This is a genomic window from Streptomyces sp. NPDC052496 (assembly GCF_040679095.1).
In the GTDB taxonomy this organism is placed as follows: domain Bacteria; phylum Actinomycetota; class Actinomycetes; order Streptomycetales; family Streptomycetaceae; genus Streptomyces.
This window is the reverse complement of the sequence record NZ_JBFAUH010000001.1, coordinates 414,111-436,007: the sequence shown is the minus strand read 5'-3', so window position 1 is coordinate 436,007 and position 21,897 is coordinate 414,111. Positions and strand designations below refer to the sequence as shown.

Here is a 21,897-nt window from a genome sequence, read left to right as displayed (position 1 = left end):
GCGGAAAGCGCCGGCCGCGGTGGGGGTACCGCGGCCGGCGCTCTCCGCCGCTGCCGTGTCAGGCCCGGCGGACGGTGATGGTGGTCCAGGCGCCTACGTGGATGCGGTCACCCTCGTGGAGGGGGGTGGGGACGTAGGGCTGGATGGGGTCCTCGGCGAGATTGACGGTGGTGCCGTTGGTGGAGTTCTGGTCGACCACGGCCCAGCTGCCGTCGGGCTGCTGGACGAGGAGGGCGTGCTGGTGCGAGACGCCCGGGTCCTCCGGCGGACGGCCCAGGTCGATGTCCGGGGACTCGCCCGTGCTGTGCCGGCGGCGGCCGATGGTGATCTGGCCGCCGGTGAGCGGGACCTGCTGCTCGGGGGAGTAGGCGGGCAGGTTGAGGCCGGCCGCCTCCGGGCCGCTGCGGCCCATCATCGCCATGAAGTACTCACGGTCGGGCGCGATCGCCACCGCCCAGCCGTCACCGACGACCGGCGGCGGTCCGGGCGGGGCGGCGGGCCCCGGCGCGGGCTGGTTCCACTGCTGGTCGGGGTGCGGCTGCTGGTGCCCGTCCGGCTGCTGCTGCGGCGGCAGGCCGAAGGGGCCGGGCTGCTGCTGCTCGAACGGGGCCTGAGGCGCGCCCTGTTGGGCGGCCTGCGGGTCGTACGGAACCTGCGGCGGCTGTTGCTGGGGAGGCTGCTGGGGCTCGTACGGGCCCTGCTGCTGCGGGGAGGGTGGCCCCTGCTGCTGCGGCGGGGTGGGCGGCCCCTGCTGCGGGGGCGGGAAGCCGTAACCGCCCTGGCCGCCCTGACTGCCCTGGCCACTCTGACTTGCCTGGTTGCCCGGACCGCCTTGGTTGCCCGGACCGCCTTGGCTGCCCGGACCACCCTGACCGCCCTGGCTCGGGTCCGGGCCGCCCTGCGGGCCCGGCGGAGTGGGCGGCGGGGGAGTGGTCTGGGAGTTGGGCGGGGGCAGCGGCCAGTCGTCGTCGGCAGCGCGGGGCGGAAGCGTCGGACCGGGCTGGCCGGCAGGCGCACCGTGAGGGCCGGGCTGACCGGGCGGCTGCTGCCCGGCGTGCGGTGCGGGGGGCGGCGCCGTCCGACCCGGCTGCCCGGCCGGACCCGGCTGGCCACCCTGCGGGGGCTGCCCGAACTGGCCGGACTGCCCGAACTGGCCCGACTGCTCAGGCCGGCCGAACTGGCCCGGCTGCTCGGGCTGCCCGAACTGCCCGGACTGCTCGGGGGAGAGCGGTTCGGCGGGGCGGTTGATCTGCGACGGGCGCGAGCCCTGGTACTCGTACTGTTGCGGCGGGGTGGGCGGACCCTGCTGCGGCGGCGGGAAGCCGTAACCGCCCTGGCCGCCGTGGGGGCCCGGGCCAGGGGGCGGCGGGGCGTACGAGGTGGCCGAGTGCGTCAGGAAGTTGTAGCGGCACTCCTCGCAGAAGGGCGCCATCGCTTCACGCGGCGTACGGCACTGGGGGCACAGCTCCGGCTGGCCGCCCGGGCCGCCCGGCCCGCCCTGCTGACCCGGAGGAGCCGGCGGCCCCGACTGCGGCTGCTGACCAGGGCCCTGCTGCGGCGGGGCGGGCGGACCCTGCTGCGGGGGCGGGAAACCGTAACCGCCCTGACCACCCTGACTTCCCTGCCCGCCCGGAGTGCCCTGCCCGCCCGGAATACCCGGACCGCCGTGGCTGCCCTGCCCACCCGGAGTGCCCGGACCGCCGTGGCTGCCCTGCCCGCCGGAACCGCCGGAACCGCCGGAACCGCCGGAACCGCCGGGCCCGCCCTGCGGGCCAGGAGCGGGGGCAGCGGGAGCCGGACCGGGCCCCTGCCCCATCGGGCCCTGCGGCGCGGGCGGCGGCGGGGCCTGGGGAGCGGAGGCCTGCTGCATCGGGGACTGAGGGGCCGGGGCCTGCTGCGGCGGCGGAGCCTGACCGGGGAAGCCCTGCCCGCCCTGGGAAGCACCGGCACCGCCGGCCTCACCAGGACCGTTCTGAGGGCCGGGCCCGCCCTGCGGGGCGGGCGGCGGCGGGGCCGGCTGGCCGGCCGGAGGTGTATTGAGGAATCCCGCGGGCAGGGAGGGCGGCGGGGGAACAGCGCCCGCCATCCGGTGGCCGCACACCTCGCACCAGTCTTCGGCCACCGACTGATGGCCGTTCGGGCAGGTCGGCATGTCGGATCTTCCCCCTCAGTACCGATTGTGTTCGGTAGTACGTCTGGTTTGTTATTTCTTGACGCGAACTGTCTTGGTCGAGCGCGTTTCGAGCGTCATCTCGTCCGCCTCTGTGACCTTCGCCTTCAGTCGCACAGTACCGGTCGCCGCGTCGACGACGTCCACCACCTTCGCAAGCAGTTTCGCAGTGTCCTCGTTCCCGGACGCGCTCGCCAGTTGCACGGCCCGGCCCAGTTTCGCGGTGGCGCCGTCCGCATCGCCCGACTTGCGGGCATCCAGCCCTTGCTGGATGACCTGGGCCAGTTCGGCCTGTCCCGTGTAATGGGCGACCTGAGGGTTGATCATGGTCGAAGCGGACATGTCGTCCGTCCACACCGCCCGTACCAGCCCCTGGGCAAGGGTCTGCGGGGCGCCGCCGCCGGGGTCGGGGAGGACCAGCGAGACCCGTGCGGCCAGCATCTCCTGCCCCACCTCGGCGGCCGGAACGCGTACGCAAACGTGGTAGTCGCGCGACTCGTCACCCCATGAACCTGTCGGATAGTCGCCGGTCCGCGGGCCGGAATCGGTACGCCGGCCGGTCAGGTCCGCGACGGACGGCGCCACTTGCTTCACGAAAGCGACTTGTGCGCCCTGCGGTGTCCACAGCCGCAGGGTGACGTCCGCCACCTCCTTGCCCATCGCCGCCTCCATCATCCGCGTGAAGTCGTCGGCCAGCCCGGCCGGGTCGGCGACGATGTCGGCCGTGCCGAGCAGCGCCGAGGCGATGCCGGTGACCTCCTTGACCTCCCAGTCCGTACCGACGCCGCGGGCGTCGCAGGTGAAGCGGCCGGCGCAGGCGTCGAGGGTGGCGCGCAGGTCCTGGGCCGACTCGTGCTCGTTGCGGCCGTCGGTGAGCAGGATGCCGTGCCGGATGCCGAGGTCCGCATCGGCCAGCAGCCGGTCGGCCAGCCGTAACCAGGTGCCGATGGCCGTGCCGCCGCCGGCGCTCAGCTTGCGCAGCGCCTCCTTGGCCTGCGCGCGGGTGGCCGGACCGGCGGTGGCGAGCCGCCCGCCGCCCGGATAGACCTCGGCGGCCTGGTGCGTACCGGCCACCACCGCGAAGGCGACGCCGTCCCGGACGGTCTCGATCGCGGCGGCCGTCGCGTCGCGCGCGTTGCGCATCTTGGTGGGCGGGTAGTCCATCGAGCCGGAGCAGTCCACCATGATCACGACGCCCGCGTGCCGTACGCCGCCGTGCACGCGGGCGGCGCCGGTCCCGCCCGCGTCCGTACCGGCCGCGAAGAGCGGCAGGCCGCCGCTGGTGCCGCCCCCGGTGGCGGTGACGGTGACGATGGCGTTCACCTCGCGCCCGCCCTCCGGCAGGTACGCGTTCTGGTACACCTCGACGGCGAACCGCGGCACGCCGGACTTGGAGAAGTTGGCCATCTGTTCCGCTCCTTTGTGCCGCCGCGAGGCTCCGCAGCGCAGCCCTCGCGGCGGTGAAGAGACACTTGGGCGGGCGGAAGTCCCCGTGATCATCCCCCCGTTGGCGCCGTTCTTCTGGTGGTTCGTGCGGTTCCGGATGGGCGTGAGTGAGGTGTGCGGTTGCTGGTACGTACGAGTCATGCAGGTGTGGCCGGGAGCGTCACAGCTCCCGGCCACCGGTGCCTACGTGGCGGACGGCCCCCCAGGGCAGGTGCTCAGGCCGATCCTGCCCGTCCCCGCGGCGCCGGGAACGGCACCACCGCCACTGTTACGTTGTCGTGGCCCCCACCGGCCAGAGCGTGGGCGACCAGGGTCCGCGCGCTGTGCAGCGGCCGGTCGTGCGCGTCGCCCGGCAGTACCGCGGCCACCTGCTCCGCGGCCTCCGCGTAGTTCCACAGCCCGTCCGTGCACACCACCACTACACCCGGTCCGTCGGGCTTGAAGGAAGCGGTGTGCGGCTCCAGTTCGTACGCGTCCGCCCCGAGCCAGCCCGTGATCGCGTGCGCCCGGTCGTCCGCGTACGCCTCCGCCTCCGACATCAGCTGGTTGGCGACCATCTGCGCCGCCCATGAGTCGTCCTCGGTGAGGCGGACGGCGGGCGCGCTGCGGTCGTCGGGGATCCAGTACGCGCGGCTGTCGCCGACCCAGCCGATGACGAGCAGCCCGCCGCCGACCACCGCGCCGACGAACGTGCAGGCGGGGGCGTTCTGCTGGCGGTACGAGTCGTGCTGCTGGGCCTGGCTGGGCGCGGCGGCCAGGGCGTTGACGGACTTCGCGGCGGCGAGGATCGCGTCGTGCATGGCCCGCTGCGGGTGCGTACCGCCGGGCAGGGCAGCCAGTAGCGACCGGGCCGCGGTCCCGGACGCGGCGGCGGACGCGTCGTCGGGGCGGGTGGCGGAGGAGACCCCGTCGCAGACGACGGCCAGCACGGCGGGCGAGCCGTCCGGCAGCGTCCCTTCGGCGACCGCGAAGAAGTCCTCGTTGCGGTGGTGGCGGTGGCCCCGGTCGCTGACCGCCGCCACGCCCGCCAGCTCCCGCTCCATGTGGTCACGTTCGCGTGGCTGGGCGTGCCCGCAGTTCTCGCAGTAACCGTCCCCGGTGACCGTCCCCGCGTGACAGACGGCGCAGACGCGGGTGCCTTGGGCGGGGGTCTGGTGTTCGGGGGAGGGGGGTGTGGGGGCGGGCGGTTCCGGTGCTCCCGCTGCGCCTGCTGCGCCTGCTGCTCCCGCCGCGCCTGCTGCTCCTGCCGCTTCCGCTGAGCCTGCTGTTCCCGTTGGCTCTGTGGGGGCTGTAGGGCCGGCAGGGCTCGGTGGGCCCGGGGGTTCCGCCGGAGGTGCCGGGGGCGTCGAAGTTGTTGGGGGTGCTGGGGGCGTAGGGGACGTAGGCCGAGGCTCCGGACCCGAGCCGCTCGCGGCCGCGGGGCGGTCCGCCGCCTCCGCGGCGAGGTCGTACCCGACGACGCGCGGGTCCGGAGTGCCGCCATGGGGAGCGGCCGGTTCCGTATGTCCGTACCCATGGCCATGACCGTGGCCGCCGTGACCGGCCGCCGGCGGAACGCTCGCCTCCGCGTGAGGTGCCCGGGACTGCGCGCCGGCCTGCGCGTGGGCGTGCGGTACCGCGGGCGCGTAATCCGGCGGAGGCGGCGCCGGTACGGGAGCGTGCGGGACGTGCGCCGATCCGTTCGTGTGGGAGGCGGCCGTGGCGTACGTGGACCCGTTGTCGTGCCGGATGTCCGTACCGTACGGGGAGGGGGTGCCGTACGACGGAACCGGGCCGGGCGCGACCACCGGCGTGGACGGCGCGGCCTGCCCGGGCACCGACGGCGGAACGGCTGGTGCCCCCGGCCCCGGAACGGTCGGCGCACCCGGCCCCGCAACGGCCGGTGTCGTCGGACCCGTACCTCCCGTACTTCCCGGCGCCCCCACCGCCCCTCCAGCCTCTCCTGCCCCGCCCGCTCCCGGCATCAGGAACGATGCGGGCAGCGCGACGGCCCCCGGCGGGGCCCCCGCTCCGGATGCGGGGTGCGCCGTGTCGCCCAGCGGGACCGTGGGCCGGTCACCGGCCCCGTCCGGCCCGGCGGGCGCCACGACGTCGGCGCCGCAGAACCCGCAGTAGTTGTCCCCCGGTTCGAGCGGCTCACTGCAGCTCGCACACCGGAACGGCCCTGTCACACCCATGTCACACCCACGTCCTGGGGCGGAAGCGGTTGGCCCGTTCCACCAGCTCGATCCTTTCCTCGCCGCGCTGCGCCAGCCGGGCGAGCAGTCTGTACGACCGCTCCAGGCCGAAGCGCAGGCCGCGTTCGTCCAGTGCGCTGCCGAGCAGACCGGGCCGGTCGGCGGTGCCGCCGGAGCCGGGGCCCTGGGCCCCGGACGGCAATGTACGCCCCCGCTGCTCGGCACCGTGGCTACCGGAGAGTACCCAGTCCAGGGCGCAGCCCAGCACTTCGGTCGTCAGTTGTTCGCGGCGCTCCGCGTCCAGTCCGGAGCCCGCCAGCTGCTCGACCTGTCCGGCCGCCGCCCGCAGGTCCTCCAGCAACGCCTCATGAGCGGGCCGTTGCCGCAGCCGGGCCCGGATCGCCGCGATGCGCGCCGCAGTGTAGTGAATGGAGGATTCCGGTACGGATTCCAGGGCGGCCACCGCGCCGGCCCGGTCACCGGCCGCCAGCCGCACCCGGGCCAGCCCGAACGCCGCGCTGACGTAACTGTGGTCGGTGGCCCACACCAGCCGGTAGTACTCCGCCGCGTTGTCCAGCTGCCCCAGCACCTCGGCGCAGACGGCGAGCGCCAGCTTCGGCGCCGGCTCGCCGGGGAACGCGTCGTACATCGCGTCGAACGACAGGGCCGCCGTCTCGCGGTCGTCGGTCGCCAGTGCCACCAGACCGCGGTACCAGACCACCCGCCAATCCTCGTCCCAACCTTGGTCCGGCTCCGCCTCTACGGCGCGCAGTTCGCGCAGGGCGGCGGCGCCGTCGCCCAGCTCCAACTGGGCCCGTAGCCTGCGCAGCCGGGTCTCTATCGTGTCCGCGGGAGCCGCGCGCAACGCGCTGACCAGCTCGGCGGGCGCGGCGGCCAACAGACCGGCCAGGAACCCCGCGTTCGGGTCGGCGGGGTCGACGCGCGGTACGGGCAGGGCGAGTACGGCGAGGCCGGCGTCGAGCGGCCGGAGCGCGGGCACACCGCGTACCTGACCGGCGCCCGTGCGTGAACTGGTACCCGTCCGCGGGCCGGAGCCCGGCCGCGGGCCGGTAGCCGATGTGACTTCGTAGGCGACCTGGGCGGTGTTACCGGTCGACACCGCCGTCTTACCACTCACCCCACCCCCGCCACCCTCACCAATCCCCCCAGGCGCCCCGACCCCGATGGCCGGGCCGACCACCGCGTTCCCCTTCCGCCCCACCGACACCGCACGCGCCCCCAGCAGGGACGCGTCCCCCTCCGCGCGCGCCACCACATCCGTGTCCACGACGCGCAGCTCGGGCCCGAACAGGGTGGAGAGCGCGGGCCGCTGCTCGCCCGTCCGGAGGGCCACGACCTCCCGCAGGACCCCCGTCAGCTGCTCGGCCATTTCCGCCGCCGACGAGAAGCGCCGTGCCGGGTCGGGGTCGGTGGCCCGCACCAGCAGGCGGTAGAAGGACTCGTACGTACGGAAGACCTCGATGTTCTCCGGGTCGGGCAGCGAGTCCACGAAGACGTTGGTGTAGCCCTGGAAGTCGAAGGTGAGCACGGCGAGGGTGCGGGCGACCGTGTAGAGGTCGGAGGCGACGGACGGGCCCGCGACGGCGACCTCGGGCGCCTGATAGCCGATCGTGCCGTAGATCGCGCTCTCGTCGTCGTCCATCCGGCGGACCGCGCCCATGTCGATCAGCTTGAGCTGGTCGTGCTGCTGGATGGCGTTGTCCACCTTGAAGTCGCAGTACAGGAGGTTGCGGCTGTGCAGGTGGCCGAGCGCCTCCAGGGCCTCGATGCCGTACGCGCACGCCTGCTCGACCGGCAGCGGGTCGCGGCGCCCGTTCGCCGTACGCCGCTCGTTGGCGATGTCCTTGAGGGACTTGCCGCCGACGTACTCCATGACGATGTAGCCGTCCAGGCTGCCGGTCGTACGGTCCAGGTGTTCGACGAAGTTGTAGATGCGGACGATGTTGGAGTGCTCGATCTCGGCCAGGAAGCGGCGCTCGGACGCGGCCACGGCGAGGGCTTCCTCGTCGCCGGTGTCGAGCAGGCCCTTGAGCACCACCCAGCGGTCGGAGACCGCGCGGTCGATCGCCAGGTAGATCCAGCCCAGGCCGCCGTGCGCCAGACAGCCGACGACCTCGTAGCTGCCGTGCACCACGTCACCGGGGCGCAGCTTGGGCACGAAGCTGTACGGGTGGCCGCACTTGGTGCAGAAACCTTCCGTACGGCCCGGACGGTCGCCGCGCGCCCGGCCCACCGGGGCCCCGCAGTCGCCGCGGCTGCAGAACCGCTTGCGCTCGGGCACCTCCGGGTTCTCCAGGACGGCCGTACGCGGATCCGGACGTGGCACCTCCGGTATCGACACCAGCCCCGCCCCCAGCCGCCCGCGGGACGCCCCGGAACCGGTACCGGTGCCGCGCCCGGCGCTGCGTACGGATACGGACATCGACCGCGTCGAGGTACCGGCCAACGACCGGGACAACCGACCGGAGACGGAACGCCGAGAGGTCGAGGAGCCCCCGGAACTACCTGACCCCCCGGATCCCCCGGATCCCCCGGATCCCCCAGACCCCACCCCACCCCGCCGCCCCGCAGTAACCCCCGTGGGCGGCGAGCCCACCAGCCCCTCCGGTGACACGACCGGCGCCAGGCCGCACGTGTCGCAGTACAGTTCGCCGCCGCTCACGTCTTCGTACGTGCCCGGGCATTCACGCCGCTGGCACGGGACGCCACTGGTCCGCTCCTCGCTCATGTTCCCCCCTGTGGTCCGTCCGCCGGCCCGCGGTCCGGCTCCGGTGGCCGCAGTGCCTCGGCCACCGCCCGCTGGTAGCGCAGCACCGCCTGTTCGGCCACCCGCAGGTCGCACGGCGCGCTCCACAGCATCCGCCGCGCGGCGTCGTAGCGTTCCATCAGCAGCGGGTCCTCGGCCAGGCCGTGCCGTGCGGCCTTCGCCTTGTACGCGTCCAGGCGGCCGCGCAGTTCAGCCCGTACGGCCAGCGGAGCGGTCACGGCCGTCAACGATTCGCGGGCGCGGTGCAGTTCGTCCTCGGCGCGCTGCTCCAGGCTGTCGAGCAGGGGGGAGAGGCGGTGCCACTGGGCGTGCCGGCGGTACTCGGCGGCGATGGACAGCTGCTCGTGCAGCGCCGTGGACGGACCGCTGACCGCGGGCACCTCGGAGGCGGCGATCTTCGCGAGCACCTCGCCGCGGGCCTGCCGCGCCTCGGTGAGCGTCCGGTCAGCGCGGGAGAGCACGTCGCGCAGCTGCATGAGCCGGCGCTCGGCGTCCTGCCGTACGTCCAGGACCGCTTCGATCTCCCGCCGGGCGTCCTCCAGGGCGAGTGCCGCGCGGTCGTAGCGGGCGGTGTCCGGGCGGCCGCCGCCGGGCGCGGCGCTGCGGTCGGCGTCCGGCACCCAGAAGGCCAGCGGGTCGGCCACCACCTGGGCGCGCAGCTGCGTCAGCTCGTACGTGATGCGCTCCAGGTCGTCGCCGGCCGGGTGCTCCCCGGGGCGTACGCCGACCGATCGGGCCAGGGACAGCGTGCGGCGCAGTTCGGCGGCGAGCAGGTCTATCCGGGCGGGCAGCGCGGACCACACGGCGTCGGCGGAGACGATCACGTCCAGGGCCGCCGCGTACAGGCCGTTCATCCGCTCCACCAGCTCGTCCAGGCTGAACTGTTCGCTCAGCCGGGCGGGGCCGCCGCCCGGCTGCGGTGAACTGCCGCCGGTGGCCGCTCCGGAGACGGTGACGCGGGTGCCGCGGAGCAGTTCGGTCAGTTCGGCGAGGTCGTCGGGGGACGGCCAGCGGCGCCGGGCGCGCAGCTCGCGGGCGGTGGTGAGCGCTTTGGTGTACGCGTCGAAGTGCGCCCACAGGACGGTGATGGACTGCTCGGTGGCGGCCCAGCGCTCCTTGGTGAGGCCGGTCAGCTCGGCGCCCTCCAGGAGCCTGCGGCCCGCGTGGTCCTGCAGGGCGAGCAGCGAGGTCTCGATCGCCTCGTACTCGGCAGCGAGCCGGCCCAGGGCGCGGTCCACCTCCTCCCGGCTCAGCACCGGGTCGTGGGACTTCCCCGGGGAGCCGGGGAAGGGTCCAGGGGCCCCCATCGATCACCTCTCCAATGTGCGTGTGGTGCGCGGTGGTTGTGACGGTTGTCACGGCTGGTGCGTACGGCGGTACGGGCGGGGCACGCCTCCGGGCGGTGCGGCCGCGCGGTGGCGCCCCACTGCGCCACGGGTGCGCAACCCGCCGGCGCCGCTCCTGCTGCCTCCCCTCCCGCCCCGCGCCCGCGGTGCTCCTTCCATGGTGACGCGTCCGGCGGGCGAACGCCGGGCCGCGGCGGGCCGCCCGGTGCCGGCGGCTGCCGCCCGGTCCCGGCCGCGGGCCGCCCGGTGTGCGGTGCGGCGCCCGGCCCCGCACGGCTCAGTCGCTGTACTGGGGCTCGGGCGCCTTGGTTATGCCGGGCAGGTCCGCCTGGAGCCACTTCTTGTAGGCGGCCATCCAGCGGCTCCCGCTGCCGCCGGCGCGGTAGTCCTCCAGGACCTTGTTGACCCGCCGTACCAGGTCGGTGTCGGCGCGGTTGACGGCGACGCCGTACGGCTCGTCGGTGAACGGCTTCCCCTTCAGCTGCACCGTCGGGTCCTGCGCGGCCTGCGCCGCGGCCAGCGCGTTGTCCGTCACCACCGCGTCGGCCTCGCCGAGCTGGAGGCGCACCAGGCAGTCGAGCTGGTTCGGTACGGTCACGACCCGGGCGCCGTGCCGCTCCTCGGCCAGCCGGGCCTCGCCCGTCGAACCGGCCGCCGTACAGACGCGCTTGCCCTTCAGCGAGTCGTCGAAGGCGGTGACCGTCGAGTTCTTGGGTGCGAGGACCTGCTGTCCGCCCTGGAAGTACGCGGTCGAGAACGCGACCTGGCGCTTGCGGGCGCAGTTGATGGTCATCGTCCGGACGACCAGGTCGACGGTGCGCTTCTGGAGGGCGGGGATGCGCTGGTTGGTGGGGATCGCCCGGAACGTGATCTTCGGGTCCGGTCCGAGGATGTCCTCGGCGATCGCCCGCACCAGATCGATGTCGAAGCCCTCCAGATCGCCGGTGGCCGGATTGCGGTAGCCCCAGCGGTACGTGTTCTGGTCGACGCCGACGATCAGTCGCCCCCGGGCCTTGATGCGGTCCACCGCGGGCCCGTCGTCGGGGGAGGGCCGCAGGCTGGCGGCGGCGTCGGCGGGCGTGCAGTCCGCCGCCGCGGCGTCGGCGCGCGCGGTGCCCGTCCCGTGCGGCACGGGACGGGGCGCCGGGACGTCCCCGCCGAGCACCGGGACGAGGACGGCGGCCGTCGCCGCCATCACGCACACCCCCGCCGCCACCGGGGCCAGCGCGGCCCGCAGGTTCCGCAGTGCCCTCGCGCGCATCGTCATGTCGCCATCACCAGGCCCCATCACCGGTACTCCGAAAGCCTGCGCCCGATGCCCAGTACCGCGCCCGTCGCCCCCAGGACGGCCAGCACCACGGCGCCGGCCGCCAGTCCGGCCAGCGCGCCGCGCCCGTCGTCGGCGGCCCGTCGGAACTCCTGCTGCTCGTGGGCCAGGGCCTGGGCCAGCCGGTGGTCCACCCGGTCGAAGGACTCGCCGGTCGCCGCGTCGCCGCCGATCACCTTGGCCAGCGCCCGGTCGTAGTCCCCCTGGTCGTCGGCGGCCCGCGCCTCGGCGTGCCGTGCCTGCCACTGCCGTACGGTCTCGACCGCGTCCTGGACGGGCCGCCGGCCGGTGTCGTCGTCCGCGAGTGTCAGGGCCGTGCCCAGTCTGCTGTCCGCCGCGGCGGCGCCGGCGCGGTCCGGGCCCGCCAGGTCCTTCATGCCGGCGCGGTAGCCGACCTCGTAGAAGTCCTGCTGGTCCTTGGTCACCACGGCGCCGCGCGCGACCAGGGTCAGGTTCTCGTCCCCGCGGGCCTGGAGGGCGTCGATACGGGCCTCGTTGAGGACCTTCAGTGACTTCGCCCCGTTCTCGTACGACGTGTTCAGGCCCGAGCGGGCCACGGAGTGGCCGGCCAGCAGCCACAGCAGGACGACGGCCGAGGCGGTCGTGGCGGCCAGCAGACCGCGGTTGAACACCCGGTTCGTACGGCGGTAGTTGCGGCGCTGGGCCCAGGTGAGGGCGCCGAGCGCCAGCACCCCGGCGGTCAGCGCGAGCCAGGGCCACGCCTTCGCGGAGTCGTAGTCCTCCCCGAGGCGCGTCGTCTCGGTCGTGTACAGCCCGCGGGCCGCCGGGAGGAGTTCGTCGCGCATCTGCGCGTTGGCGTAGCGCAGGTAGGCGCCGCCGAGGGGCAGGCCCTGCCGGTTGTTGGTGCGGGCCGTCTCGATCAGGCCCGTGTACCGGGGGAGGAGGCTGTTGAGCTTGCCTATCTGACGGGCCGCGGCGTCCGAACCACTGGTGTTGGCGGAGGCTTTGGCCAGCAGGCGGGCGGCCGTCGCGATGTCGGTCTCGTACCGGTCGCGGGTGGCCTGGGTCTCTTTGGCGCCGGCCAGGAATCCGGCGGCGGCGGTGGTGTCGGCGTCGGCGAGCGAGCGGTAGATGTCCGCGGCGTCCGCGGTCAGCGGCTGGCTGCGCTCCACGACGTCGCGCGCGGCGGCGGACCGGTCGGCGACCTGCCAGGCCGTGGCGGCCCCGAACGCGAGGACCAGGAAGGCCAGTACGGCCCCGATGATCCGCAGCCGGCCCGGCTCGGTCGTGGCCGCGGCCCGCAGCTGGTCCACCCCGTCGGCCCAGGCCGTACGCCGCCGCGCCTCGGGGGCGGAGCCCGTACCACCGGAGGGGCCCGTACCACCGGAGGAGCCGGCTCCGGCGAAGGGGCCTGTGCCCGCGGCGGACGCGGCCGTCCCGGCGGCGCGGCCCGACGACGGCGGAACAGCGCCGGTCTGCGGGTTGGACACGGAACCTCCCCCTGGTCGCGGACGGCGGCCCCGGCCCCGCGCGACGGGCGCACGGGAACAGATGCACGGCCAGCAGTCAGTATGGCCGCAGGGACTGACAACCACACCGTTATTGCCTGGATCATGTGCGGATCGGGCCCCGCCGAATCCTCCTGTTCGACGGGCGTTCCGTGTCCCCCGCCTTCCTCCACGCCCGCCCCACCGGGCGCGGTTCCCGAAATGAGCACGCGTGTACGGGTTTCCGGCATACGGCCGGGCGAGCCCGTGGGCCCGCGCCCGAACTACCGAGGAGCGCGGCCCTTCCGAGCGCGCGAGCACGGGACCGCCCCACGCCCCGCCACCCCACGCCCCGCCCCCCCCGAACCCCGCCGCCCCCCACCCCTCTAGCCGAACTCCCCCCGCACCCGCTCATACGCCCCGGCCCCCGCCCCCGCCCGGTCCAGCGCGTGCAGCGCGGCCCCCAGCACCGGGGGCGCCGTCACCACGCGCGGTTCCGCCTTCGGGGCGCGCTCCGCCAGCAGGCGGGTCAGCTGGTCGTGCAGGAGCGGATGCCGCGCGGCCAGCACGCCGCCGCCCAGGACCACCGGCGTCCGCTCGTCCAGCAGGCCCAGCCGGTCCAGCGCCACCGACGCCAGCAGCGCGATCTCCTCCGCCTGCCGCGTCACCAGGGCCCGCGCGACCGCGTCACCGGCGGCGGCCACCGCGAAGAGCAACGGCGTCAGCTCGTAACGGCGCTCGCGGGGGAGGAGACCGAGATGCAGGGCCTCGATCAGCTCCGGCATGGTGGCCAGCCCGAAGTGGGCGGGTACCTCCCGGGCGAGCGCGCTCGGCTCACCGCGTCCGTCATCGGCCCGCGCGGCCCACCACAGGGCCTCTTCGGCCAGGTGCCCGCCACCGCCCCAGTCGCCGGAGAGCCGCCCGACGGAGGGGAAACGGGCGGTGCGGCCGTCGTGCCCCAGGCCGGCGCAGTTGATGCCGGCGCCGCACACCACCGCGACACCGACCGGCTCGCCGTGGTCCGGTAGCCCGGCGCGCAGCAGCGCGAAGGTGTCGTTGGCGACGGTGACCGTACGGGCCCAGCCGTACGAGGTGATCTCCGCGGCCAGCGCGCTCTCCTCGGCGGGGAGGTCGGCGTTGGCCAGGTAGGCCGACACCTGGCCCACCGGGCCGGTCACGCCGGCCCGTTCCCGTACCGCGTCCACCAGTACGGCCAGGTCGCCGACGGCCCGCGCCACGCCGACCACCGGCGGCTGGAAACCGCCACCGCGTGCCGTGGCCAGCACCGTCCCGTCCGCGCCGACCAGCGCCACGTCGGTCTTGCTGTTGCCCGCGTCGACGGCGAGCGCCAACCCGTCGGCACCCGGCCCGCCGGCGACCGCCGCGCGCGCCTCCCCGGACACCGCCCGGCCCCCCTCACCGTCACTCAGAGCCACGTGAGGTGCTCCCGGTTGTGCGCGATCAGCTCGTCGGTCAGCCGGTCCGCGTACGCGATCTGGCCGATGAGCGGGTGGGCGAGCAGCGCCTCGAAGACCCGGTCCCGGCCGCCCTTGAGGGCCGCTTCCAGCGCGAGGTGCTCGTACGCCGTGACGTTGGCGATCAGCCCGGAGTACAGCGGTTCCAGCGGCCGTACGGGCAGTGGCGCGGCACCGCCCGCGCCCACCGTCGCCGGTACCTCGATCACCGCGTCGTCGGGCAGGAACGGCAGCGTTCCGTTGTTGAACGTGTTGACGATCTGCACGTCCCCGGTGTCACCGAGCAGTGCCGAGGTCAGCGCCACGGCCGCCTCCGAGTAGAACGCGCCGCCGCGCTTGCCCAGCAGCTCCGGCTTCTCGTCCAGCGACGGGTCGCCGTACATCTCCAGCAGCTGCTGCTCGATGGCCGCGACCTCCGCCGCCCGCGACGGCTTGCTGCGCAGTTCCCGCACCACCTCGTCGTGCTGGTAGTAGTAGCGCAGGTAGTACGACGGTACGACGCCGAGCCGCTCCACGAGGGAACGCGGCATGTGCAGGTCCTCGGCGATGGCCGCGCCGTGCTCGGCGATCAGCCGGGGCAGCACGTCCTCGCCGTCCACCGTCACCGACCGCTCCCACGTCAGGTGGTTCAGCCCGACGTGCTCCAGTTCCACCCGCTCCGGCGCGACACCGAGCAGCCGCGCGAACTTGCGCTGGAAGCCGATGGCCACGTTGCACAGGCCGACGGCCTTGTGGCCGTGCGACAGCAGGGCCCGGGTGACGATGCCGACGGGGTTGGTGAAGTCCACGATCCACGCGTCGGGGTTACGGCGGCGGATGCGCTCGGCGATGTCCAGGACGACCGGGACGGTGCGCAGCGCCTTGGCGAGGCCGCCCGCCCCGGTGGTCTCCTGCCCGACGCAGCCGCACTCCAGGGGCCACGTCTCGTCCTGGTTGCGGGCCGCCTGCCCGCCGACGCGCAGCTGGAGCAGGACCGCGTCGGCGCCGTCCACCCCGGCGTCGACGTCGGACGTCCAGGAGATCCGGCCCGGGTGCCCCTGCCGGGCGAAGATCCGCCGGGCCAGGCCGCCGACCAGGTCCAGCCGGTCGGCGGCCGGGTCGACCAGGACCAGCTCCGCCAGCGGCAGGGCGTCGCGCAGCCGGGCGAAACCGTCGATGAGTTCGGGGGTGTAGGTCGAGCCTCCGCCGACCACGGCGATCTTGAGGTGGGGGTGCGGGGGCGTTCCCCCGGCGGACGACAGCATGAATCGATCAGCCCTTCACTCCGGTGAGCGTGACGCCTTCGACGAAGGCTTTCTGCGCGAAGAAGAAAACGATGATGACGGGGGCCATGACGAGCAGCGTCGCGGCCATGGTCAGGTTCCAGTTGACGTTGTGCGCGCTCTTGAACGATTCGAGTCCGTAACTCAACGTCCAGGCGGCGGGGTTCTGCGCGGCGTAGATCTGCGGCCCGAAATAATCGTTCCAGCAGTAGAAGAACTGGAACAGTGCGACCGCGGCGATCCCCGGCTTCGCCATCGGCACGACGATGCGCAGCAGGGTACGGACCTCGCCGCAGCCGTCCACCTTCGCCGACTCCAGGTATTCCTGCGGAATGGTCAGCAGGAACTGCCGGAGCAGGAAGATGGAGTACGCGTCACCGAACGCCATCGGGATCAGCAGCGGCCACAGCGAGCCCGACAGATGGAGCTGCTGCGCCCACACCAGATACATCGGGATCACGATGACCTGCGGCGGCAGCATCATCGTCGAGATCACCAGGACCATCGCCGTACGCCGGCCACGGAACCGGAACTTGGCCAGCGCGTACGCCACCGGTATCGCCGAGCAGACCGTGAACAGCGTGCCCAGCCCCGCGTACATCAGTGAATTCTTCCACCAGTCCAGGAAACCGGGCGTGGTGAAGACCGTCGCGTAATTCGACCAGTTCCATTCGTGCGGCCACAGTTCGCCGCTCATCGCCTGTTCGTCGCTCATGACGGAGGTCAGGAAGACGAACACGAACGGCAGGACGAAGAACAGCGCGGCGGCTATCGCGACCGCGTGCACGGCCGTCCAGTGCAGCAGCCGCTTGCGGCGGGCGCGGGCCGCGGCGGGCCCCCGGCCGGCGGAGCCGGCGTTACGGGCGGGGGCGCTGCCCGCTCTCAGGGTCGTCGTGGTCATGTCGATTCAGTCCTCCGCCGGGAGCAGGCCGGCGCGCTTGCGCATCAGCAGGGTGGTGACGGCCATCGCGATCACGAAGAGCACGAGCGAGAGCACGCACGCGGCGCCCGTGTTGAAGTTCTGGAAGCCGAGCGAGTAGACGAGCTGCGGCACGGTCAGGGTGGAGTGGTCCGGGTAGCCGGGCTGGATGACCGAGCCGGGGCCGATGTTCACGCCGGAGGCCAGCTTCCCGGCGACCAGCGCCTGCGTGTAGTACTGCATGGTCTGCACGACCCCGGTGACCACCGCGAACATCACGATCGGCGTGATCGACGGCCAGGTCACGTACCGGAACTTCGCCCACGCGCCGGCCCCGTCCAGCTCGGCCGCCTCGTACTGCTCCTTCGGCACGTCCAGCAGCGCCGCCATGAAGATCACCATCAGGTCGCCGATGCCCCACAGGGAGAGCAGGACCAGCGACGGCTTCGCCCAGGCCGCGTCGTTGAACCAGCCGGGCGCGGGAATGCCGACGGCCTCCAAGAGCCCGTTGACCGGGCCGGTGCCGGGGTTCAGCAGGAAGACGAAGGCGACCGTCGCCGCGACCGGCGGCGCGAGATACGGCAGGTAGAAGGCCGTTCGGAACAGGCCGACGCCCGACTTGATCTTCGTGACGAGCATGCCGACGCCGAGGCCGAAGACCACGCGCAGCGCGACCATCACCACGACCAGCCACAGCGTGTTCCACAGCGCCGGACCGAACAGCGGCATCTGCGTGAAGACGTACTTCCAGTTCCGCAGGCCGACGAATGACGGCTGCTGAATCTGGTTGTAGTGCATGAACGAGAAATAGACCGTGGCGATGAGCGGATAGCCGAAGAAGACGCTGAAACCGACCAGCCAGGGGGAGAGGAAACCGAGCGTACGCAGCCGCTGACGCGTGTGCTTACGGCGCAGCGCGGGCGCTTTCGGGCGCGGCGCGGTGGCCGCCCGGCGCTCGGAGGATTCGACGAGGGACATGGCAGGACTCCGTCAGTTCACGGACTGGAGATTGTCGGCGTCTATCTGGGCATCGAGCTCGCGCAGGCCCTTGTCGAGGTCGGGCACTTTCCCGGCCTCGACGTCGTACGAGAAGTCCTGCAGCGACACCACGTACTGCCCGCCGTTGACGGACGGCGGCAGCGCCGTACTGTGCGGATTCCGCGCGATGTCGAGGAACGTACGGAACGACGGGTCGGCGTCCAGCTTCGGTGACTTGAGCGCGGCGAAGGTGGACGGCACGTTGTGGATGGCGTTGGCGAACCGCACCACCTGGTCCGTGTCCATCGTCAGGAACTTCACCAGCTCCCACGCCGCGTTCTGATGCTTGCTGCTGTGCGCGATGCCCGCGACCGTGCCGGTCAGAAAGCCCCGGCCGTACGTGTCCGCCTGGTCGTCCGGCACCGGCAGCGGCGCCGACCCCCAGTCGAACTTCGCCTTCCCCTCCTCCAGCATCAGGCCACGCCATTCACCGTCCAGATGCATCGCCGCCTTCTGCGTCATGAAGGAACTCTGCGAGGACATCTCGTCACCGAACGTCGTACGGAACTTCTCCAGCGCGGCATACCCGCCCTGCGCGTCGATCAGCTCCCGCTGCGTGGTGAAGAACTGCTTGCTGCGCGGGTCCTTCGCCAGGTGCGCCTTCCCCTTGCGGTCGAAGTAGGTGGGCCCCCACTGGGCGAACAGCCGGTCCGGACTGTTCTGGTACAGCCGGAAGTTGGGTACGAACCCGGCGCGCGCCAGCGACCCGTCCGGCTTCCGTTTGGTCAGCTTGGCCGCGTCCCGCTTGAACTCGGACATGGTGCGCGGCGGCCGCTCGATACCGGCCTCCTTGAACGCGTCCTTGTTGTAGTACAGCCCGTACGAGTCCGCGAGCAGCGGCAGGGCGCACTGGTTCCCCTGATAACTCGTGTAATCGAGGAGCGTCTTGGGGAACACCTTCGCCTTCTCCACGCCCGTCTTCTTCATGAACGGGTCGAGATTCACCCACATCCCCGACGAGCAGTACTGCCCGACATTGTTGGTCGTGAACGACGACACCACGTCAGGGGCGTCGTCCCCGCCGGCGCGCAGCGCCTGGTTCACGGTCGCGTCGGTGACGTTGTTGACCGTCTTCACCGTGATGTTGGGATGCAGCTTCTCGAAGCGGGCGATGCTGTCGTCGATCGCCTTCACCTCGGACGCGTTGGCCCAGCCGTGCCAGAACTTCAGCGTGACGGGCTGGGTGGGATCGTCGCGATCGCTGCCGACGCTCGGATTGGCACAGCCCGAAAGAATCAGACCGGCTCCGGCGAGCGCCGCCGACAGGCAGATGCGCATACGCGGACGCATGGCGGACTTCCTTTACGGCAGGGGTGATGACAGAAGGTGATGCGGGTGGTGAAAGGGGCGGGGCGGACGGCGCTTCCGCCGCCGAGGTGCCCGGCGGATAATCGGCCCGTTGCGGGCCTGAGCGCCCGGGCCATTACGGATCTGGGCGACCGGGCCATTACGGGCCTGAGCGGCCGGACCGTTACGGGCCTGACGTGGCGATCCCCGTACCGTCCCATCAGGCCGTGTCGAACACGGTGTTACGCGCTTCGGCGAGCGCCGTTCGCAGTGCGCCGATGAGGATCGGATTCCCCCCGATATTGCTGAGCCGGAGCTCAGGCCGGGGCAGCGCGAGCCCGGTGAATTCCCCCTCGACCAATTCCCGCAACGCTTCACCGCCCGCCTGGGCCACCTCACCGGACAGCACCACCAGCCGGGGGTCCACGACGGCCACCACCGCCGCCAGCCCGGTCGCCAAGCGCCGCGCGACCTCGGCACGCACCCCGTCGTCGGCCAGCGCCTCGCCGACCGTACGGGCGTCCCGCACCCCGTGCTCCCGCGCCAGCTCCACCACACTCGGTGCCCCGACGAGCCGCTGGAAGCCCCCGCCGGCGTCCGGCCGGGCCGCGCTGCGGTCCCCGTCCCGCGCGAGCGGTGCGTCCGGCAGCGGCATGTAGCCGATCTCGCCCGCGCCGCCCGTGGCGCCACGCAGCAACTGCCCGCCCAGCACGATGGCCGCACCGACCCCCTCGTCGGCCCAGACCAGCACGAAGTCGTCGAAATCCTGCGCGGCGCCGTCGTGCTGCTCGGCGACCGCCGCCAGATTCACGTCGTTCTCGATGACGATCGGCACGCCGAGCACCCCGGCCAGCTCCTCCCGGAGCGTGCGCGACTGCCAGCCGGGCAGGTGCGGCGCGTACCGCAGCACACCGGTCTGCGGATCGAGCGCGCCCGGCGTCCCGATCACCGCCCCGTGCAACCGCTCCCGCGCCAGCCCGGCCTTGGCCAACGCCCCGTCGACGGCCGCCGCCACCAGCCGCGCCGTCCTGTCCTGGGCGTCCTCGTCCACGGCGTCCGTACCGATCCGCTCCTCACCGAGCACCTGCCCGGTGACATCGGCGACCGCGGCGGTGATCCCGCATGGGTCGACGGCGAGCGCGGCGACGTACGCGGCGTCCGGGTTGACCTCGTACAGCTGGGCGTTCGGTCCCGGCCGCCCGGTCACGTTCCCCGTCGTCCGCACCAGCCCGGCCGCCTCCAGCCGCCCGAGCAGCTGCGACGCGGTGGGCTTGGACAGCCCGGTCAGCTCCCCGATCTGGGTCCGCGTCAACGGCCCCTGCGAGACGAGCAGGTCGAGCGCGGCCCGGTCGTTCATGGCCCGCAACACCCGCGGCGTCCCAGGAGTCCCCTGCCCGCCCTGCCCTCCGGCCATGACGCCCGCCCCACCTCTCGCCGTGCGATCTGTTAAGAAAGTTTCCAATCGATGCACAGGAACGTAGGCGCCGCGTCAGCACCCCGTCAATGGGTCTGGACCACTGAGTTTGAGCACGGCCCAGACGGTCTTGCCCGGCCCCGGCCGGCCCGCCACGCCCCAGCCGTCCGCCAGTACGTCGACGAGCACCATGCCCCGGCCGTGCTCGTCCAGCACCTTGGGCGAGCGGACGACGGGCGTCCCGTCCCCGGCGTCCGACACCTCGATGCGCAGTGCGCCGTCGACCAGCGAGAACCGGATCTCGATCCGTCGTCCGGGGCCGGTGGCGGCAAGGACGGCGTTCGCGGCGAGCTCCCCGATCACCAGCTCGCCGGTCTCGGCGGTCGCGGGGGCGAGGTTCTGCACGGCGGCCCATGCGCGGAAGGCCGCGCGCGCCAGGCGGGGACTGCGCCGGTTCCGGCTGAAGTGGTGGGTGACGGAGGCAGGGGGAAGCAGGCTCTCGGTCATGGCGAAGCCCCTCTGAGGGTGCGAGAACGAACCCTCAGCAGACTGCACCTGGGACGGAGACTCATGCAACGTTGAACGCTTCCACGAACGAGTGAAGCGGTGTTGAGCCAGGCGACATCGACCATCCAAACTTGGCGCACGCGCAAGGAGGTTGGACTGATGGTGCTGGAATCGGCGGCGCATCCCTCGACCGTCCTGGGCAGGCAATTGGGCGATGAGCTGCGCATGCTCCGCGAGGCGGCGGGGCTGTCCACAGCCCTTGCGGCTGAGGCGCTGGACTGTACGAAGGGAAAGATCAGCCGCATCGAAAACGGCCGGGTACCGCTCCGCATGCCGGACCTCGTGGCCCTGCTGGACACGTACGGCGTGCGGGACGCGGACACGTTGAGGCGTCTCACAGCTCTGGCTCGCGTCGCCAACCGCCGCCGGAGAGAAGGCTGGTGGAACCAGTACGGGGAGGTGCTGACGGATACCTACCGCGACTACATCGCCTTGGAAGCGGTCTCCGACTCCATCAAGACCTTCCAATGCCAACTTGTCCCGGGCCTCCTGCAGACACCGGCCTACGTGCGAGCCGTCACCGTGGCATCCAGGGCGTGGCACTCTCCGGAAGAGATCGAGCAGTTCGTCCAGGTCAGACTGGCTCGTCAGCAACGCCTCACGAACGAGCCGAGGCTCACCATGTGGGCCGTGGTGACCGAAGGCGTACTGCTCCAGCAGGTCGGCGGCCCGACGGTGATGCGAGCCCAGCTCGAACACCTTGCGGCGATGGCCGAGGAACCGAACGTCACGGTTCAGGTCCTGCCGTTCTCCCGAGGCGCACACGCAGGTATGTTCGGGCCGTACCTGCTGCTGAGCTTCCCGCAGGTGTCGGCGCTGGATGTCGTACGAGCGGAGAACCCCACCGGTGCGGTCTGGCTGGAGCGGGAACCGGGGGTGTCGCGCTACCGCGAGCTGTTCGCCGATGCCCGTACGTCTGCCCTCTCACCCGCGGAATCAGTGACCCGGATCAAACGCATCGCCAAGGAGCACCGAGCGTGAACCCCTCAGACATCACCTGGCGCAAGAGCACGTACAGCGGCGGGCAGGACGAATGCCTGGAGATAGCCGACGGCCTCCCGACCGGCTCACCCGTCTCCGTCCGCGACAGCAAGCGCCCGGACGGCCCGCACCTGCGGTTCTCCACCCTGGCCTGGGCGTCCTTCACCGATTTCGTTTCGGCTCGTACGGCGGGTGAAGTGCCTGCGCGGCCCGGTCAGATATGACCGTCACAGCGTCCGTTGTCGAGGTGTC

Annotated in this window: 16 protein-coding genes; 2 read left to right on the top strand and 14 right to left on the bottom strand. The window is 72.7% G+C overall.

The features are described 5' to 3' along the window. Nucleotides 1-58 precede the first annotated feature (58 nt). From AB0L45_RS02005 to AB0L45_RS01940, 14 genes are all read right to left on the bottom strand, one after another. Nucleotides 59-2,152 carry an FHA domain-containing protein gene (locus AB0L45_RS02005; RefSeq protein WP_365835082.1) on the bottom strand — a complete coding sequence of 698 codons (2,094 nt, stop codon included), beginning with the start codon at nucleotides 2,150-2,152 and terminating at the stop codon, nucleotides 59-61. Nucleotides 2,153-2,203: 51 nt separating this feature from the next. Continuing rightward, entirely contained in the window at nucleotides 2,204-3,577 is a 1,374-nt protein-coding gene (locus AB0L45_RS02000; RefSeq protein ID WP_365835080.1) for a VWA domain-containing protein, read from the bottom strand. Between the two features lie 254 nt (nucleotides 3,578-3,831). After that, nucleotides 3,832-5,793 (bottom strand): PP2C family serine/threonine-protein phosphatase, encoded by a 1,962-nt coding sequence (locus AB0L45_RS01995; protein ID WP_365835079.1) that lies wholly within the window; start codon nucleotides 5,791-5,793, stop codon nucleotides 3,832-3,834. Between the two features lies 1 nt (nucleotide 5,794). Continuing rightward, nucleotides 5,795-8,542: a tetratricopeptide repeat protein gene (locus AB0L45_RS01990; protein ID WP_365835078.1), complete on the bottom strand. Its 2,748-nt coding sequence runs from the start codon at nucleotides 8,540-8,542 to the stop codon at nucleotides 5,795-5,797. Further along, nucleotides 8,539-9,888: a hypothetical protein gene (locus AB0L45_RS01985; RefSeq protein ID WP_365835076.1), complete on the bottom strand. Its 1,350-nt coding sequence runs from the start codon at nucleotides 9,886-9,888 to the stop codon at nucleotides 8,539-8,541. Before AB0L45_RS01985 ends, AB0L45_RS01990 begins: the two co-directional genes overlap by 4 nt. A gap of 316 nt (nucleotides 9,889-10,204) precedes the next feature. Then, nucleotides 10,205-11,188: a glutamate ABC transporter substrate-binding protein gene (locus AB0L45_RS01980; protein ID WP_365835620.1), complete on the bottom strand. Its 984-nt coding sequence runs from the start codon at nucleotides 11,186-11,188 to the stop codon at nucleotides 10,205-10,207. Between the two features lie 26 nt (nucleotides 11,189-11,214). Further along, nucleotides 11,215-12,705 (bottom strand): hypothetical protein, encoded by a 1,491-nt coding sequence (locus AB0L45_RS01975; protein ID WP_365835074.1) that lies wholly within the window; start codon nucleotides 12,703-12,705, stop codon nucleotides 11,215-11,217. A gap of 383 nt (nucleotides 12,706-13,088) precedes the next feature. Next, nucleotides 13,089-14,105 carry a BadF/BadG/BcrA/BcrD ATPase family protein gene (locus AB0L45_RS01970; protein ID WP_365835618.1) on the bottom strand — a complete coding sequence of 339 codons (1,017 nt, stop codon included), beginning with the start codon at nucleotides 14,103-14,105 and terminating at the stop codon, nucleotides 13,089-13,091. A gap of 23 nt (nucleotides 14,106-14,128) precedes the next feature. Then, on the bottom strand, nucleotides 14,129-15,421 hold the full coding sequence (locus AB0L45_RS01965; RefSeq protein WP_365835072.1) for a 6-phospho-beta-glucosidase: 1,293 nt from the start codon (nucleotides 15,419-15,421) through the stop codon (nucleotides 14,129-14,131). A 7-nt stretch (nucleotides 15,422-15,428) separates the two neighbouring features. Further along, complete coding sequence (locus tag AB0L45_RS01960; RefSeq protein WP_365835070.1) at nucleotides 15,429-16,340, bottom strand: carbohydrate ABC transporter permease; 912 nt, start codon at nucleotides 16,338-16,340, stop codon at nucleotides 15,429-15,431. Nucleotides 16,341-16,346: 6 nt separating this feature from the next. Further along, a complete protein-coding gene (locus AB0L45_RS01955; RefSeq protein WP_365835068.1) occupies nucleotides 16,347-17,336 on the bottom strand; it encodes a sugar ABC transporter permease in 990 nt (329 codons plus the stop codon). A 12-nt stretch (nucleotides 17,337-17,348) separates the two neighbouring features. Continuing rightward, entirely contained in the window at nucleotides 17,349-18,686 is a 1,338-nt protein-coding gene (locus tag AB0L45_RS01950; RefSeq protein ID WP_365835066.1) for an ABC transporter substrate-binding protein, read from the bottom strand. Nucleotides 18,687-18,903: 217 nt separating this feature from the next. Then, on the bottom strand, nucleotides 18,904-20,040 hold the full coding sequence (locus AB0L45_RS01945) for an ROK family transcriptional regulator (protein WP_365835064.1): 1,137 nt from the start codon (nucleotides 20,038-20,040) through the stop codon (nucleotides 18,904-18,906). A 132-nt stretch (nucleotides 20,041-20,172) separates the two neighbouring features. Continuing rightward, nucleotides 20,173-20,604, bottom strand: coding sequence for an ATP-binding protein (locus AB0L45_RS01940; protein WP_365835061.1), 432 nt, complete (start codon nucleotides 20,602-20,604; stop codon nucleotides 20,173-20,175). Between the two features lie 159 nt (nucleotides 20,605-20,763). On the opposite strand from AB0L45_RS01940, the gene AB0L45_RS01935 reads away from it, so the two are divergent. Continuing rightward, nucleotides 20,764-21,645 carry a helix-turn-helix transcriptional regulator gene (locus AB0L45_RS01935; RefSeq protein WP_365835059.1) on the top strand — a complete coding sequence of 294 codons (882 nt, stop codon included), beginning with the start codon at nucleotides 20,764-20,766 and terminating at the stop codon, nucleotides 21,643-21,645. Next, nucleotides 21,642-21,869 (top strand): DUF397 domain-containing protein, encoded by a 228-nt coding sequence (locus AB0L45_RS01930; RefSeq protein ID WP_365835057.1) that lies wholly within the window; start codon nucleotides 21,642-21,644, stop codon nucleotides 21,867-21,869. The genes AB0L45_RS01935 and AB0L45_RS01930 overlap by 4 nt, the downstream gene beginning before the upstream one ends. The last annotated feature ends 28 nt before the right edge of the window (nucleotides 21,870-21,897 follow it).

Excerpts from the sequence above, each read along its gene's own strand:
- AB0L45_RS01945 (WP_365835064.1), bottom strand. The coding sequence starts at position 20,040 with ATGAACGACCGGGCCGCGCTCGACCTGCTCGTCTCGCAGGGGCCGTTG.
- AB0L45_RS01960 (WP_365835070.1), bottom strand. The coding sequence starts at position 16,340 with ATGACCACGACGACCCTGAGAGCGGGCAGCGCCCCCGCCCGTAACGCC.
- AB0L45_RS01965 (WP_365835072.1), bottom strand. The coding sequence starts at position 15,421 with ATGCTGTCGTCCGCCGGGGGAACGCCCCCGCACCCCCACCTCAAGATC.
- AB0L45_RS02005 (WP_365835082.1), bottom strand. The coding sequence starts at position 2,152 with ATGCCGACCTGCCCGAACGGCCATCAGTCGGTGGCCGAAGACTGGTGC.
- AB0L45_RS01935 (WP_365835059.1), top strand. The coding sequence starts at position 20,764 with ATGGTGCTGGAATCGGCGGCGCATCCCTCGACCGTCCTGGGCAGGCAA.
- AB0L45_RS01940 (WP_365835061.1), bottom strand. The coding sequence starts at position 20,604 with ATGACCGAGAGCCTGCTTCCCCCTGCCTCCGTCACCCACCACTTCAGC.
- AB0L45_RS01995 (WP_365835079.1), bottom strand. The coding sequence starts at position 5,793 with ATGGGTGTGACAGGGCCGTTCCGGTGTGCGAGCTGCAGTGAGCCGCTC.
- AB0L45_RS01955 (WP_365835068.1), bottom strand. The coding sequence starts at position 17,336 with ATGTCCCTCGTCGAATCCTCCGAGCGCCGGGCGGCCACCGCGCCGCGC.
- AB0L45_RS01985 (WP_365835076.1), bottom strand. The coding sequence starts at position 9,888 with ATGGGGGCCCCTGGACCCTTCCCCGGCTCCCCGGGGAAGTCCCACGAC.
- AB0L45_RS01990 (WP_365835078.1), bottom strand. The coding sequence starts at position 8,542 with ATGAGCGAGGAGCGGACCAGTGGCGTCCCGTGCCAGCGGCGTGAATGC.
- AB0L45_RS02000 (WP_365835080.1), bottom strand. The coding sequence starts at position 3,577 with ATGGCCAACTTCTCCAAGTCCGGCGTGCCGCGGTTCGCCGTCGAGGTG.
- AB0L45_RS01950 (WP_365835066.1), bottom strand. The coding sequence starts at position 18,686 with ATGCGTCCGCGTATGCGCATCTGCCTGTCGGCGGCGCTCGCCGGAGCC.
- AB0L45_RS01980 (WP_365835620.1), bottom strand. The coding sequence starts at position 11,188 with ATGCGCGCGAGGGCACTGCGGAACCTGCGGGCCGCGCTGGCCCCGGTG.